Genomic DNA, 13,801 nt, shown 5'->3' with positions numbered 1-13,801 from the left:
TCTTAAATGGAAGGGGAACTCCATGAACTATTTCAACAACATAAAACGGGTGGTGCTATTTTCGGCCGTGGCACTTTCCACCTCGGCGGCCTATGCCGAAACCACGGTCGTGGTCGGCTATCAGCAGATCGTCGGGCCTTTTCTGACCGCCATTGCCAATGGGAAATTCGACGCGGCAGCCAAGGAATCCGGATACAAGATCGACTGGCGCCAGTTTGCATCGGGCGGCGATATTTCAACGGCACTTGCATCGGGCAACGTGCCCATCGGCGTGATCGGCTCGACGGGCATTGCCGCAGCCGCCACACGCGGCGTGGACCTTCAACTCTTCTGGATTCTCGATAATATCGGCAAATCGGAGGCCCTGATGGCGCGCGAAGGTTCCGGCATCGAAAAGCCGGAAGACCTCAAGGGCAAGAAGATCGGCGTGCCATTTGTCTCGACCTCGCACTTTCATCTTCTGGTCGGCATGAACGACGTCTGGAAGATCAATCCGCGCGAAGCGGAAATCCTCAACATGACGCCGCCGCAGATCGTTGCCGCCTGGCAGCGCGGCGACATCGATGCGGCCTATGTCTGGCCGCCGGCGCTTTCCGAAATCCTCAAGACGGGCAAGGAAATCGCCAATTCGGAAGAAATCGGCGCGAAAAGCGTTCCGACCTTCGACGGGCTGGTGGTGGACAAGAGCTTCGCCAGCGAAAACCCGAAATTCATGACCGCCTTTGCCGCGGTGCTCAAGGATGCCTATGCCGACTACAAGGCCAATGGCGGCCAGTGGACGGCAGATTCCGACCAGGTCAAGGGTATGGTCAAGCTGATCGGCGGCAATGCCGCCGACATACCGGGCGCGCTCGCATTATTGTCCTTCCCCACAGTGGAGGAACAGGCCTCCCCGACCTGGCTCGGCGGCGGCAAGGATAGCGGGGCGCTCAAATCCATCACCCAGAGCGCGAAATTCCTCGTCGACCAGAAACAGCTAGACCAGGCTCTGGATGACTATAGCGGCAACGTCAACGGCAGTTTTGCCGAAGCCGCCGCGAAGTAATTACGTGAAGTAATTCAAGCGCCTCCGCCAGCGGCAGGCCCTCGGGCGAGCCGCTGAACCGAGACGGTTCCAGCACAGTCGTGACTTCCGGTTCATGCCGGAACCGCTCCTTCGTTCCCGAAAGGTGACGTCATGGAAACCTTGAACGTATCGAATGTCAGTCTGACCTATCCCGGTCTTTATGTGGAAGAAGCCGTGATTGCGCTGAAGGGCGTCAATCTGCGGATCGACAGCGGGGATTTCGTGGTGGCGCTTGGCGCGTCCGGCTGCGGCAAGACCACGCTTCTCAATCTGATGGCGGGGTTCATGATCCCGTCATCCGGCGAAATCACGCTGGGCGGAAGGCCGGTGCGCGGCCCCGGCGCCGACAGGGGCGTCGTGTTCCAGAAACATGCGCTGCTTCCCTGGCTCAATGTGATCGACAACACCGAATTTGGCCTCAAGCTACAGGGGGTTCCAAAGGCGGAACGCCGTGCGCGCGCCACCAAAAACCTGGCGCTGGTCGGCCTGCAGGATTTTCACAATCACAAGATCTACCAGCTTTCCGGCGGCATGCAGCAGCGCGTGGGGATTGCCCGCGCCCTGACCTGCGACCCGGCAATGCTGCTCATGGATGAGCCCATGGCAGCACTCGATGCGCTGACCCGCGAGACGATCCAGGAATTGCTTTTGCGGGTATGGCAACTGACCAACAAAATGTTCTTCTTCATCACGCACAGCGTTGAAGAGGCCCTGTTCCTCGGTTCGCGGCTGATCGTCATGTCGCCGCGTCCGGGCCGGATCACCCATACCTACGATCTGGATTTCAATCGACGCTTTCTGGAATGCGGTGACGCGCGCGCCGTCAAATCCAGTCCCGACTTCATCAAGATGCGTGAGACAATTCTGGGGATTATCTATGGCGATGAACGTGCATCAGGAAACCCGGAACTGGTCCATGCTTGAGTTTGTAACTCGGGCAAGACCAGTCAAACCGGGTAAAATCTATGGCGCCCCCGGCGACGGCAATAGCGGCTTCATCAGCCTCGTAACCGCATTGATCCTGCTGGGGCTCTGGTTTCTCGTAACGGGGATGGGCTGGGTCAAACCGCTGTTTCTCCCCTCTCCCTTCGCGGTCTACGGCAAGTTCATGGTCGCCATGACCGACGGCGTGGCAAACTCGACGCTCACCGAACACACGCTCGTCAGCCTTGGCCGCGTATTGGGGGCCTTCGCGATTGCCTGCGTCACGGCAATTCCCATCGGCATCATGATGGGCATGAGCAGCTTCGCGCGTGGGGTTCTCGATCCGATCATCGAGTTTTACCGCCCGCTGCCGCCGCTTGCCTATCTGCCGCTGATCATCATCTGGCTCGGGATCGGTGAATTCCCGAAGGTGTTCCTCATCTTCCTCGCGATCTTCGCGCCGATGGCGATTGCGGCCAGGGCCGGCGTCCGCTCGGTCTCAACGGAACAGATTCACGCCGCCTATGCCATGGGCGCATCCCGGACGCAGGTGATAACGCAGGTCATCATGAAAGCAGCCATGCCCGAAATCTTCACCGGCATGCGCATCGGCATCGGTGTGGGCTGGACCACGCTGGTTGCCGCGGAAATGGTGGCGGCAAATCGCGGCCTCGGCTTCATGGTGCTCAATGCGGCGCAGTTTCTGGCCAGCGACACCGTCATCATGGGCATCATCGTGATCGGGGTCTTCGCCTTCGCCTTCGACCTTCTGATCCGCTACATGGAAAAGGTTCTCATCCCATGGAAGGGCAAGATCTGATGGCGATGCAACCGCTGTAACAGCCCGACCGAATTCCTACTCGCAATATCGATCGCGCGGCAGTCCTGCCGCGCCACGGGCAAGCTTTGCCCGAAATCAGGGCAGATATCACACGCATCAAGGAGCAGCCGAATGTCCGCCGGACCCCTCACAGAGAAACATTTTTCCGACCTCTTCGACGCCTTCAACCGGCATGACATCGACGCGATCATGGCCTTTTTCGCCGATGATTGCGTGTTCAACACCATTGGCGGCGAGGAAGCTTACGGCACCCGCATCGAAGGCAAGGACGCCATTGCCAGGGCTTTTTCCGGCGTATGGGCTGCGATGCCCGATGCGCAATGGGATGGACACAGCCATTTCGTGAGCGGCGACCGGGCCGTGTCCGAATGGACCTTTCGCGGAACCGATGTCAATGGCGCGCGCGTCGAGGCTGAGGGCTGCGATCTCTTCACACAGCGCGACGGCAGGATCGTCCGCAAACAGGCATTCCGCAAGAACCGGCCTTTGCTGAAGGCGTAAGCCCCAACAATGTCCGTCGGTGATCTGGAGGACCGACATATGGATACCCACGCTCTCAACAGTTTCTCCGCCGCCCAGCCATTCGACCCCGCCTATGATCCGGTGGTTTCGAAAACGCCCGGACAAGGCCGTGACTACGCGCCGACCTACTGGATCGGCACGGCAGGCCCCGCACCGGAAGATGACGGGCCCATTCGCGGCGATGTCGATGCCGATGTCGTGATTGTCGGTTCGGGCTATACCGGGCTTTCTGCCGCGATCCACCTCGCCCGCGACCACGGCATCAAGGCGACGGTTCTGGAGGCGAACGGCGTGGCCTGGGGGTGCAGCACCCGCAATGGCGGTCAGGCGCAGATTTCTGCCGGTCGGCTCAAGCGGTCCCAATGGATCGAGCGCTGGGGCGTGGATGTCGCGCGCAAGCTGCACCGGGAAATCGCCGAAGGGTTCGATCTCTTTCGCGCCCTGATCGCGGAGCCGGAAATCGATTGCGATCCGCAGGATGGCGGCCATCTCTACATCGCCCATCGCGACAAGGTGCTGCCCGCTCTGGAGAAGGAATCCCGCCTGCTGAACGAGGTTTTCGGCTATGGCACCCGCATGGTGGGCCGCGAGGAAATCCATAGCGATTTCATCCGCGATCAGGAAGCCCGCGGCGCAATGTACGAACCGGACGGTATCGGCATCCATGCTGCAAAGCTTGCCTTCGGCTATCTCAGGCTTGCCCGCAAGCTTGGCGCGAAGGTGCACACGGCAAGCCCGGTGCTGAGTTGCCGCAGGAACGGCAATGTCTACCATCTCAACACGCCGAACGGGACGGTCAAGGCGCGGCAGGTCTGTTTTGCAACGGCGGGCTATACCTCGCCCGGCCTGCATCCCCTGACCCGTTATCGGCTGATGCCGGTCTTGTCGAATTCGGTCGTGACACGCCCGCTGACGGCGGATGAAATCGAGGCCTGTGGTCCCAAGACCGGCATTCCGCTGACGGACACGCGCACGCTTCGCCATTACTACCGCTTCCTCCCCGACGGGCGGATGCAGATCGGCAGTCGCAGCGCCATTACCGGGGCCGATGCACCAAACCCGAAACATTACGATCTGCTGCTTTCCGGCCTCTACCGGAAATTCCCGGCGCTCACCGGCATCGGGATCGATTATTCATGGTGGGGATGGGTCGATGTCAGCCACGACATGATGCCCCGCATCTATCGGCCCGACCCGGCACAGGAAATCTATTATGCCATGGGCTATGGCGGCAACGGCGTCATGTATTCGGCACAGGCCGGACGCCGCGTCGCACAGCTCATGGCCGGTCGCGGACAGGGCCTGGACCTGCCGATCTTCACCTCCGAATTGCCGAGTTACGGCATGTTGACGCCATTCAGGCGCATAGGCCAGCGCGCCATGTACCGCTGGTATGCGCTGAAAGACGAAGTTCTCTGAATTGCAAGGAAAGGGATGCGCCATGAAAATGACGACGGAAGAAGCCTTCGTGAAGGTTTTGCAGATGCATGGGATAGAACATGCATTCGGGATTATCGGATCGGCCATGATGCCGGTTTCCGATCTGTTTCCAAAGGCGGGTATCACTTTCTGGGATTGCGCCCATGAAACCAACGCAGCATTGATCTGCGACGGTTATACCCGTGTGACCGGCAAGATGGGCATGGCGATCGCCCAGAACGGACCGGGCGTGACGGGCTTCGTCACCGCCATCAAGACCGCCTACTGGAACCACACGCCCATGCTGCTGGTGACGCCGCAGGCCGCCAACAAGACCATCGGCCAGGGCGGCTTTCAAGAAGTGGACCAGATGGCGCTGTTCGAGGAAATGGTCTGCTATCAGGAAGAGGTGCGCGATGCCACCCGCATTCCTGAAGTGCTGAACCGTGTTATCGAAAAGGCATGGCGCGGCTGCGCACCGGCGCAGATCAACGTGCCGCGGGATTTCTGGACGCAGGTGATCGATGTGGATCTGCCGCAGATCGTGCGCCTGGAGCGCCCGAGCGGCGGGCGCGAGGCCATTGCCGAGGCTGCAAAAATCCTGACCGAAGCAAAATTCCCGGTCATTCTCAATGGTGCCGGTGTCGTCATCGGCGGGGCAATACCGGAATCCATCGCCCTTGCCGAAAAACTCGATGCGCCGGTCTGCTGCGGCTATCAGCATAATGACGCCTTCCCCGGCAGCCATCGGCTTTCGGTCGGCCCACTCGGCTATAACGGCTCCAGGGCTGCGATGGAACTGATTGCGAAAGCGGATGTGGTTCTGGCGCTCGGCACCCGCCTCAATCCGTTCTCGACCCTGCCGGGCTACGGTATCGACTATTGGCCGAAGGATGCCAGGATCATTCAGGTCGATATCAATCCGGATCGCATCGGCCTCACCAAGAAGATCACGGTTGGCATTTGCGGCGACGCAAAACAGGTCGCCCGGCAGATATTGGACCAGCTTGGCGCCAATGCCGGAAATGAAGGCCGCGAGGAGCGCAAGCAACTCGTTCACCAGCGCAAATCCGCCTGGCTCCAGCAGCTTTCGTCCATGGATCACGAGGATGACGATCCAGGCACGCAATGGAACGCGGATGCGCGCGAGCGCGAGAAAGACCGCATGTCGCCGCGTCAGGCATGGCGGGCCATTCAGGCGGCCATGCCGAAAAATGCGATCATGTCGACGGATATCGGCAATAATTGCGCCATTGGCAACGCCTATCCGACATTCGAACATGGCCGCAAATATCTGGCGCCGGGCATGTTCGGCCCCTGCGGCTACGGCTTTCCGTCCATCGTCGGCGCCAAGATCGGCCAGCCGGAAACACCGGTCGTGGGTTTTGCCGGCGACGGGGCGTTTGGTATCTCGATGAACGAAATGACCTCCATCGGGCGCAAGGGCTGGCCAGCCATCACCATGGTCATTTTCCGCAACTATCAATGGGGTGCAGAAAAGCGCAACACGACGCTGTGGTACGACAATAATTTCGTCGGCACCGAGCTCAACCCTAATCTCAGCTATGCCAAGGTGGCGGATGGCTGCGGACTGAAGGGCGTGACCGTCGATAGCCAGCAGGCCCTGACCGAGGCCCTGCAAACGGCAATCGATGAGCAGGCCAAGGGGGTCACGACCTTCATCGAAGTCGTTCTCAATCAGGAACTGGGCGAACCCTTCCGCCGGGACGCGATGAAAAAGCCGGTCGTGGTGGCCGGCATCAGCAAGGCCGACATGCGCGCGCAAATGCCTGTCTGAGCCAACCCGTCAGCGATCAGGCCGGGAGGAAAACTCCCGGCCTTTCTGAGAGCTTGAGCCATGCTGCCACTGGAAAAGATTTTCGAGAAAGCCCGTTTGAACCCGCGCCATATCGTGCTGGCGGAGGGAGAAGACCCGCGTATCATCGACGCGGCGCTCAGCGCCGACCGCGAGGGCATCGCCCGCATCACGCTGCTTGGTTCGGCGGAGATTATTGGCAGGCAGATCGGCGGATCGAACATTGATATCATCGATCCCGAGACATCGGCCAGAAGTGCTGATTATGCGCAGGCTCTTTACGAACTGCGCAAGGCCAAGGGCATGACGGAGGAGCAGGCCGCCGCGATGGCAACAACGCCGCTCGGCTTTGCCGCCATGATGGTGCGCGCGGGCGATGCGGACGGGACGGTGGCGGGCGCTGTTTCAACCACCGCCGATGTGGTGCGCCATGCCTTGCAGATCATCGGCAAGGCGGAAGGGGCATCGCTTGTTTCCAGCTTTTTCCTGATGCTGCTCTGCCAGTCGCATCACCAGAAAAAGGGAGCATTCATCTTTGCCGATTGCGGACTGGTGGTGGAACCGGATTCCGCGCAGCTTGCCGATATCGCCATGCAGTCGGCGGAATCCTACCGCCAGTTGACCGAAAAAGACCCGGCGATTGCCATGCTTTCCTTTTCGACGGGCGGGAGCGCTGCGCATGAGCGTGTATCGAAAGTGGTCGAGGCGACCCGGAAGGTGCGCGCGGCACGGCCCGACCTTTGCATCGACGGTGAATTGCAGTTCGACACCGCCTTCGTGGAGGCGATCAGCCATGCGAAGTCGCCTGGTTCCCCACTGAAAGGCAATGCGAATGTCTTCGTCTTTCCCAATCTCGAAGCGGCCAATATCGGCTACAAGATCGCCCAGCGCATTGGCGGTGCGCAGGCTATCGGTCCGGTGCTCCAGGGCCTTGCCAAACCCGCCAACGACCTTTCACGCGGTTGCAGCGCCGACGATGTCCTTCACATGATCGCGATCACGGTTAATCAGGCCAGGTGAAGGACAAGGAAACGCGCTCTAAGATTTCAGGAAGCGCGCAGCAATGCCATAGAGAAACTGGGGCAGCACTGTAAAGGCATAAGGTGCGTAGACCCGTTCCAGCCGCTGGTGATATTCGCGGCCCCATGGACCAATATTCACCACCGGATAGGAAAGTGCCTTCGGATGGGCGCGATCGATGAACTGAGCCGCCGGTGTATTCGCTGCGATGATTTCGCTATCCGCTGCATTCGGTACGTGCCCGAAGAAGCTCATGTCGGAAATACCGGCGAAGATTTCGCGGTATCGGATCGTTGTGTCGAACTGACGTTCAATCTCGACGCGTGCGGTTTCCAAAGCTTCCGCGAAACGCTGTTCGTCTGCCGTTTCACCTCCCATGCGAACATGCGGATAGACGAGACTTCCGAAGCCGATAACAACCGTCGGACCTGTAATACGTGCCTCGGCAACCATGGCATTGACAAGCTCCCGCGTGATGAGGAGCGGGTTGTCACTGCTGGAAAGTTCAGCTTCGAGTGCGGTTATCCGTTCGATTGCCGCATCACCACCGATGCGCCGAACTTCCTCGCGCAACTCGGCCGCAGTCAAAATGCGTCCCTTGTGATTGGCATCCGCCTCGCTACCGACGAGCTTTGCAAAGCGTGCCGCTTCGACATTGAAATGCGTGATCGCGCGATCCAGTGCCTCACCGACAACCGCCTTGAAACGGTGAAACAAAGCGTCGGGTGAAATGGAGTGAGTGAGCCAGTTGAAGGCTATCCATGTCCGTTCCGGCGTGGTCACTTCATAGCCGCCACGGAAATCCCGCGCCTCAAGACAGATCGGAGGTGGCGAAACTTCACCATCAGCCGTGTCGCAAAGGGCTGCATTAGCCTCCACCGCCCGCATGATTTCCGATGCGATGAGGTGAGCGCTGACGCCTTCGAACGGATAGCTCGCATGCGACGGCTGCCCGACAATGAAGGCAAAAGGAAGCTGTTTTCCGATAGTGCCACGATAGATGGCCCGGCCTTCCGAACCGTCGCCCTGATCGCTGGTTGCGTCCAGATTGATACCGGCAACGATATCGAGACCCCAGCGCTCTGCAAGTTCAGGCAAGGCATCGCGCAGGCTGCGCATACCTCTCGAACCGCGCTCTTCATCAGGTGTGGCGAACAGGATCAGATTACCTTCGCGATCCGGCAGCTGCGAGAAACGTTCCAATACCGCGATACCGGCGGCAACACCGCTCTTCATGTCGAGCATACCACGTCCGGGGATATAGTTTCCGCTCTGAAAGTCAGCGAGCGCCTTTTCCTCATTCGACGCGAGTGGGCGGTTGGTAAGATCGGCCAAAAGCGCTTCCAGCAAGGCATCCGGTTCAAAAGCCAGATGCTTCAAATCGCGATAATTGGCAGTCTCGACCACGTCAAAATGACCGGCCAGCGCCAGAGCTCGCCGCCCCGCACCACGAACGACGGCGATGACATTCTTGGTCATCGGCGAACCGTGGCTATCGATAACGGCAATGTCGTTTGGATTCTTCTGGAAATAGGGAATCTCGCGCAAAAGCTCGGCAAGCTTCGGACCGAAGGACGCCTCGTCAGGTGTTCCCGTCTCGCTCGGCCATCTTACCATGCGATAGGAGAGTTCTCGCACCCGATCGGTCGGGTTCCATTCATTTGGGGTTGCCACGGTCTTTCCTCGCTTAATAGTTCCCCGTCTCCGCGCCCTGGATAAGGCACAGACGGGCTCTCAAATCTGGTTCAAACGCCGACTTACTGGTTGAGATGCTTTCTCAGGAACGCTCTCGTTCTTTCATTTTCCGGGTTGGTGAAGATCACATCCGGCTGGCCTTCCTCGACCACGACACCCTTGTCCATGAACAGCACCTTGTCGGAAACCTCGGCGGCAAAACGCATTTCATGGGTCACGATCAACATGGTCATGTGTTCCTGTGCGAGCTGCTTCATGACCTGATTGACCTCTTCGACCAGCTCCGGGTCGAGCGCGGAAGTCGCTTCGTCGAACAGCATGACTTTGGGCTGCATCGCAAGCGCACGGGCGATGGCCACACGCTGCTTCTGCCCGCCCGAAAGACGCGACGGATACATTGAAGCCTTGTCGGCAAGGCCGACCTTCTTCAAAAGAGAAACAGCCAGTTCCTGCGCTTCCGGCCTGCTCTTGCCCTTCAGCTTGATGGGCCCAAGCGTGATGTTTTCCATCACGTTGAGATGAGGAAACAGGTTGAAGTGCTGGAAAACCATGCCCATCTGCTGGCGCACGGCATTGATATGGCGCTCGAAAGCGCGTCCGCTCAATGGCTGGTTCACCTGAACTCCATCCAGAAGTATCTGGCCTGAATTGACTGTTTCCAGATGATTGATCGAGCGAAGCAGCGTGCTTTTACCAGAACCGGAAGGACCGATAATGGCGATGATCTGGCCGCGTTCAACCGACAGATTAATGCCCTTGAGAACTTCGAGCGCGCCATAGGACTTGTGGACATCACGCACTTCCACCATGGGTTTGCTGTTGCTCATCGGTAGGCCTCGACTTTCTTTTCCATCCAATGCAATCCGGCTTCCAGGATGAGATTGAGTAGGTAGAAGATCACTGCGGCAGTGATGTAGAATTCAAATGGGCTGTAGGTTTCGCTGATCGCCTGCTGCGACGCATGCACCAGCTCAGTTATACCGATCACCGACACGAGTGCCGTGTCCTTCAGGAGTGCGATCAGATTGTTACCCACCTGCGGCAGCGCATTGCGGACAGCCTGCGGAATGATGATGTAGCGCAGGGTCTGGCCGCTGCCGAAGCCAAGCGACCGGGCTCCCTCGTTCTGCCCCGGATCGACAGTCAGGATGGCAGTGCGGAAGAGATCGGAATTATAGACCGCGAAATGCAGGCCCAAGCCGATGATGCCTGTCCAAACAGCCGGAATGTTGATGCCGATCTGCGAGAGACCGTAATAGAGTAGGAACAGCTGCAAAAGCAGCGGGGTGCCCATGAACAGCCAGATGAAAAAGCGAACCGGATAGCGCACCAGCCAGTTTCCATAAAGGACAAGCAGAGCAAAGGCGATGCCACCGAAGAAACTCACGATCGATGAGGACACGGCAATGATGAGCGTCCACCAGATGCCGGTCATGAGGAGTTCGGTATAGGGCGGGACGATGGAAAAATCGAGTTGCATGGGATCACCGCCTATTTGAGCGCGTAGCGGGCTTCGAGGAAATCCACGAAGCGTGCAACGATATAGATAAGAACCATATAAATGGCCGCGGCGATGCCGAATATCTCAAACGGACGATAGGTGGAACCGATGAAACGTTGGGCCGTATAGGTCAACTCGACCACCGAAATTGCTGAAACCAGAGCGGAACCCTTGATCAGCATGACGGTATTGACCCCAAGCGAGCGGATCATCAGACGGGCGGCCTGTGGCAACACCACAAAGCGCATCGACTGCCCACTGCTGAAACCAATGGAACGGGCAGCTTCATTCTGCCCCGCATCAACCGTCAGAATAGCACCTCGCATGGCTTCCGCGTAATAGGCACCGATGTTGAGCCCCAGACCGATAGCACCGGCTGCGAAGGGCTCCAGATTGATGCCGATCTGCGGCCCGCCAAAATAGAGAACGAAAAGCTGCAACAGGCAAGGTGTGCCGCGAAACACACTGACGTAAGCCGTTCCGATGAAACGCAATGGCCAGAAGCGCGACAGTTTCGCGGTTGTGGCAAGTGCACCGACACTCAAACCGATAAGAATGGCAAGCGCCGATATCTCGACGGTAACAAGGGCGGCTTCCAGAAAATATGGAAAGACCTCCGCCATCAAAGAGAAATTCATTATCTCCCCTTTCCTGTCTGGAAAACCAAGCCGGAAAGACATGCTGCCGGGACGTTTATTCCAACTGCCGTCCCGGCATGGGGTTTCATGCGATTAGCGGATGTCGCGACCGATCCACTTGTTCGAGATCTTCTCGTAGGTACCGTCGGCTTTCATGTCGTCGAGAGCTTTGTTGATCGCATCCTTCAGCTCAGGGTTCCCCTTGCGCAGAGCAATCCCGACATTGTCGGTGCCCTGAAGCTCGGGCGTGTCGAGCTGGCGAACTTTCTCGCCGCTTTCCTTGATGGCGATCAGGATCGGAATATCATCCGAAGCAATAGCGTCCACACGCCCCGAACGGAGTTCAAGCAGCAGTTCGGGGATACCCTTGTAGGTTCGGACGGTCCAGCCACCCTGCTCGCGCGCCCACTTGTCGCTGGTTTCGCCGAGCGTCACGGCAATAGTCTTGCCCTGCTTCAGTTCGTCCATGGACTTGATCGGCGAAGCTTCGGTCACGAAGATGCCACGTCCACCGCGATAGTAAGGGCCTGCGAAATCGACGGCCTTTTCGCGCTCCGGCGTGATGCTCATGCTGCCGACAACAATGTCGAACTTGCCCGCACGCAGCCCGGCAATGATGCCGTCGAAAGCGGTGGTCACGACAACCGGCTTCACACTGAGCCGCTTGGCGATTTCAGTTCCGATATCGACATCGAAACCGACGACCTGGTTCTGACCATCAACAAAGCTGAACGGCGGAAAAACGCCACTCATGCCTATACGCAATTCGCCGCTCTGCTTGACCTTTTGGAGGTCGTCCGCATGCGCGGGCGCAAGCATCATCAAAGCGCCGACGCCAGCTGCAATGAGTGAAGACAGAAGGGTTTTCATTTCATTTTCTCCTAAGTGATCGTAACGCGATCACGGGCGATGCCCGTTCCGAGCGCCAGATAGGCGCATCTTTCCAGATCGTCGACGCCCAACGGGCGGCGGCAAATTTCTCGGGAAAACCTATTCGGAACAGACAAGACCGTCGCGTCCCGGTTACCCAGGAGCAGGAGAAAGAAAACTCCATCGATCCACCTCCGAATTCCCCTTGCCGGTTGTGTTTCTGCTTATCCGGCTTGTTTATTTTCAAGCACGCTAACGAAGCAAAGGATCAACGAAAACGTCATTCTTGTATAGAAATGTCCAGTAATCTGCGATAAACGCAATCAAACTGACGAAATCGTCAAATGAGCGGTGGAATGATGGATGATCTGGATCAACGATTAATCTCGGAATTGCGCGTTAACGCGCGCGCGTCCATCCCGACGCTTGCAAGCATTCTCGGAGTGGCGCGGGGCACAATCCAGAGCCGGATGGAACGGCTGATCGCATCGGGTGTTATCGCCGGCTTTACAGTTCGGCTGAAGGATCATGGTTCCACCGACATGATCCGCGGCATCATGATGATCGAACTCACCGGACGAAACATCAAAAGCGTGATCGCGACCTTGCGCAAAAACCCCGGCTTTTCCGCAGTCAACACCACCAACGGAACGTGGGATCTGATCGCCGAGATCGAAGTTCCCAACATGAACGAATTTCATCGGCTGGTAACAGGCATTCGCGCAATGGACGGGATTGCGAAGTCCGAGACACATATCTTCCTCGGACCCGCTTGAGCCGTCGGCGGTTTATTCCGCTGCTTCCGCCCCATAGCCGAACGGCATGACGGCGTCCGGAGCAGCAACGCCCGGCAGAACACGTCCATCGTCGATCGGCGCACCCATCTGCATGCTCATGGGAATGATGCCCGCCCAGATCGGCAGCGCATAGTCAGCATCGTCGTCCTTCGGCGGGCCGGAACGAACCTTTGCCGAAGCCTCGTTCAACTCCAGTTCCAGAAGCATGGTGGCCTTCAGTTCCTTTGCCATCATCGGGCGCAACCCTTCCCAGCGTCCGGGGAAAAGACCGTTCACGAAACTGCGCAAATGGTGTTCCTTCGCCGCAACGTTCGAAACCTTGCGCGCCGTACCGAAAGCCATGACAGAGCGATAATTGCAGGAGTGGTGAAAGGCCGAACGGGCCAGAACCAACCCATCGAGCAGCGTAAAACTCACGCAGACTTCCGTTTCGTCGCAGCTTTCAAGCATGCGGCTGGCGGATGAGCCATGCCAGTAAATGAAATTGCCTTCCCGCCAGACCAGCGTTGGTGAGACATAGGGCGTTCCGCTGAACACATAGGCCACATGCGCCAGGGGTTGAGCGTCGATAATCGAATGAACCGTGGCTGCATCATAGGCACCGCGTTCATGCATGCGTTTGACACGGCTGCGTTCGGAAGGGGCTGTCATCATGGCCGATATTTCTCCTTTATATTTGGCCAGACTGCCCG

14 protein-coding genes are annotated in these 13,801 nt (G+C 58.3%); 8 read left to right on the top strand and 6 right to left on the bottom strand.

The window, feature by feature from the left end; translation table 11 throughout:
* The first annotated feature begins 22 nt into the window (after positions 1 to 22).
* The 7 genes from tauA to pta all read left to right on the top strand — a co-directional run bounded on the left by tauA (position 23) and on the right by pta (position 7,608).
* Positions 23 to 1,045 carry a taurine ABC transporter substrate-binding protein gene (gene tauA / locus AVM02_RS08770; protein WP_411506586.1) on the top strand — a complete coding sequence of 341 codons (1,023 nt, stop codon included), beginning with the start codon at positions 23 to 25 and terminating at the stop codon, positions 1,043 to 1,045.
* A gap of 132 nt (positions 1,046 to 1,177) precedes the next feature.
* Positions 1,178 to 1,990: a taurine ABC transporter ATP-binding protein gene (locus tag AVM02_RS08765; RefSeq protein WP_411506585.1), complete on the top strand. Its 813-nt coding sequence runs from the start codon at positions 1,178 to 1,180 to the stop codon at positions 1,988 to 1,990.
* Entirely contained in the window at positions 1,983 to 2,810 is an 828-nt protein-coding gene (locus AVM02_RS08760; RefSeq protein ID WP_411506584.1) for an ABC transporter permease subunit, read from the top strand. The genes AVM02_RS08765 and AVM02_RS08760 overlap by 8 nt, the downstream gene beginning before the upstream one ends.
* Before the next feature lie 132 nt (positions 2,811 to 2,942).
* Positions 2,943 to 3,332 (top strand): nuclear transport factor 2 family protein, encoded by a 390-nt coding sequence (locus AVM02_RS08755; protein WP_411506583.1) that lies wholly within the window; start codon positions 2,943 to 2,945, stop codon positions 3,330 to 3,332.
* 39 nt (positions 3,333 to 3,371) lie between these two features.
* On the top strand, positions 3,372 to 4,772 hold the full coding sequence (locus tag AVM02_RS08750) for an NAD(P)/FAD-dependent oxidoreductase (protein ID WP_411506582.1): 1,401 nt from the start codon (positions 3,372 to 3,374) through the stop codon (positions 4,770 to 4,772).
* 22 nt (positions 4,773 to 4,794) lie between these two features.
* A complete protein-coding gene (gene xsc / locus AVM02_RS08745) occupies positions 4,795 to 6,570 on the top strand; it encodes a sulfoacetaldehyde acetyltransferase (RefSeq protein WP_411506581.1) in 1,776 nt (591 codons plus the stop codon).
* A 60-nt stretch (positions 6,571 to 6,630) separates the two neighbouring features.
* The gene (gene pta, locus AVM02_RS08740) at positions 6,631 to 7,608 is read left to right on the top strand and encodes a phosphate acetyltransferase (RefSeq protein ID WP_411506580.1); all 978 of its coding nucleotides are present in this window, start codon (positions 6,631 to 6,633) and stop codon (positions 7,606 to 7,608) included.
* Positions 7,609 to 7,626: 18 nt separating this feature from the next.
* On the opposite strand, the gene AVM02_RS08735 is transcribed toward pta, so the two are convergent.
* From AVM02_RS08735 to AVM02_RS08715, 5 genes are all read right to left on the bottom strand, one after another.
* On the bottom strand, positions 7,627 to 9,225 hold the full coding sequence (locus AVM02_RS08735; protein ID WP_411506772.1) for a M20/M25/M40 family metallo-hydrolase: 1,599 nt from the start codon (positions 9,223 to 9,225) through the stop codon (positions 7,627 to 7,629).
* Between the two features lie 140 nt (positions 9,226 to 9,365).
* Positions 9,366 to 10,130: an amino acid ABC transporter ATP-binding protein gene (locus AVM02_RS08730; RefSeq protein WP_411506579.1), complete on the bottom strand. Its 765-nt coding sequence runs from the start codon at positions 10,128 to 10,130 to the stop codon at positions 9,366 to 9,368.
* On the bottom strand, positions 10,127 to 10,783 hold the full coding sequence (locus tag AVM02_RS08725; RefSeq protein WP_411506578.1) for an amino acid ABC transporter permease: 657 nt from the start codon (positions 10,781 to 10,783) through the stop codon (positions 10,127 to 10,129). Before AVM02_RS08725 ends, AVM02_RS08730 begins: the two co-directional genes overlap by 4 nt.
* Positions 10,784 to 10,794: 11 nt before the next feature.
* A complete protein-coding gene (locus tag AVM02_RS08720) occupies positions 10,795 to 11,442 on the bottom strand; it encodes an amino acid ABC transporter permease (RefSeq protein WP_411506577.1) in 648 nt (215 codons plus the stop codon).
* Positions 11,443 to 11,535: 93 nt separating this feature from the next.
* Positions 11,536 to 12,312: an ABC transporter substrate-binding protein gene (locus tag AVM02_RS08715; protein ID WP_411506576.1), complete on the bottom strand. Its 777-nt coding sequence runs from the start codon at positions 12,310 to 12,312 to the stop codon at positions 11,536 to 11,538.
* Positions 12,313 to 12,671: 359 nt separating this feature from the next.
* On the opposite strand from AVM02_RS08715, the gene AVM02_RS08710 reads away from it, so the two are divergent.
* The gene (locus AVM02_RS08710) at positions 12,672 to 13,088 is read left to right on the top strand and encodes an Lrp/AsnC family transcriptional regulator (RefSeq protein WP_411506771.1); all 417 of its coding nucleotides are present in this window, start codon (positions 12,672 to 12,674) and stop codon (positions 13,086 to 13,088) included.
* 12 nt (positions 13,089 to 13,100) lie between these two features.
* Here the strand turns inward: AVM02_RS08710 and AVM02_RS08705 are convergent, their stop codons facing one another.
* Positions 13,101 to 13,763: a pyridoxamine 5'-phosphate oxidase family protein gene (locus AVM02_RS08705; RefSeq protein ID WP_411506575.1), complete on the bottom strand. Its 663-nt coding sequence runs from the start codon at positions 13,761 to 13,763 to the stop codon at positions 13,101 to 13,103.
* Positions 13,764 to 13,801: the final 38 nt, after the last annotated feature.

This window comes from Brucella anthropi, from assembly GCF_046630315.1.
Taxonomy (GTDB): Bacteria; Pseudomonadota; Alphaproteobacteria; order Rhizobiales; family Rhizobiaceae; genus Brucella; species Brucella anthropi_A.
This window is presented reverse-complemented; position numbering and strand designations above follow the sequence as displayed.

Excerpts from the sequence above, each read along its gene's own strand:
- tauA (WP_411506586.1), top strand. The coding sequence starts at position 23 with ATGAACTATTTCAACAACATAAAACGGGTGGTGCTATTTTCGGCCGTG.
- AVM02_RS08765 (WP_411506585.1), top strand. The coding sequence starts at position 1,178 with ATGGAAACCTTGAACGTATCGAATGTCAGTCTGACCTATCCCGGTCTT.
- AVM02_RS08760 (WP_411506584.1), top strand. The coding sequence starts at position 1,983 with ATGCTTGAGTTTGTAACTCGGGCAAGACCAGTCAAACCGGGTAAAATC.
- AVM02_RS08755 (WP_411506583.1), top strand. The coding sequence starts at position 2,943 with ATGTCCGCCGGACCCCTCACAGAGAAACATTTTTCCGACCTCTTCGAC.
- AVM02_RS08750 (WP_411506582.1), top strand. The coding sequence starts at position 3,372 with ATGGATACCCACGCTCTCAACAGTTTCTCCGCCGCCCAGCCATTCGAC.
- xsc (WP_411506581.1), top strand. The coding sequence starts at position 4,795 with ATGAAAATGACGACGGAAGAAGCCTTCGTGAAGGTTTTGCAGATGCAT.
- pta (WP_411506580.1), top strand. The coding sequence starts at position 6,631 with ATGCTGCCACTGGAAAAGATTTTCGAGAAAGCCCGTTTGAACCCGCGC.
- AVM02_RS08735 (WP_411506772.1), bottom strand. The coding sequence starts at position 9,225 with ATGGTAAGATGGCCGAGCGAGACGGGAACACCTGACGAGGCGTCCTTC.
- AVM02_RS08730 (WP_411506579.1), bottom strand. The coding sequence starts at position 10,130 with ATGAGCAACAGCAAACCCATGGTGGAAGTGCGTGATGTCCACAAGTCC.
- AVM02_RS08725 (WP_411506578.1), bottom strand. The coding sequence starts at position 10,783 with ATGCAACTCGATTTTTCCATCGTCCCGCCCTATACCGAACTCCTCATG.
- AVM02_RS08720 (WP_411506577.1), bottom strand. The coding sequence starts at position 11,442 with ATGAATTTCTCTTTGATGGCGGAGGTCTTTCCATATTTTCTGGAAGCC.
- AVM02_RS08715 (WP_411506576.1), bottom strand. The coding sequence starts at position 12,312 with ATGAAAACCCTTCTGTCTTCACTCATTGCAGCTGGCGTCGGCGCTTTG.
- AVM02_RS08710 (WP_411506771.1), top strand. The coding sequence starts at position 12,672 with ATGGATGATCTGGATCAACGATTAATCTCGGAATTGCGCGTTAACGCG.
- AVM02_RS08705 (WP_411506575.1), bottom strand. The coding sequence starts at position 13,763 with ATGATGACAGCCCCTTCCGAACGCAGCCGTGTCAAACGCATGCATGAA.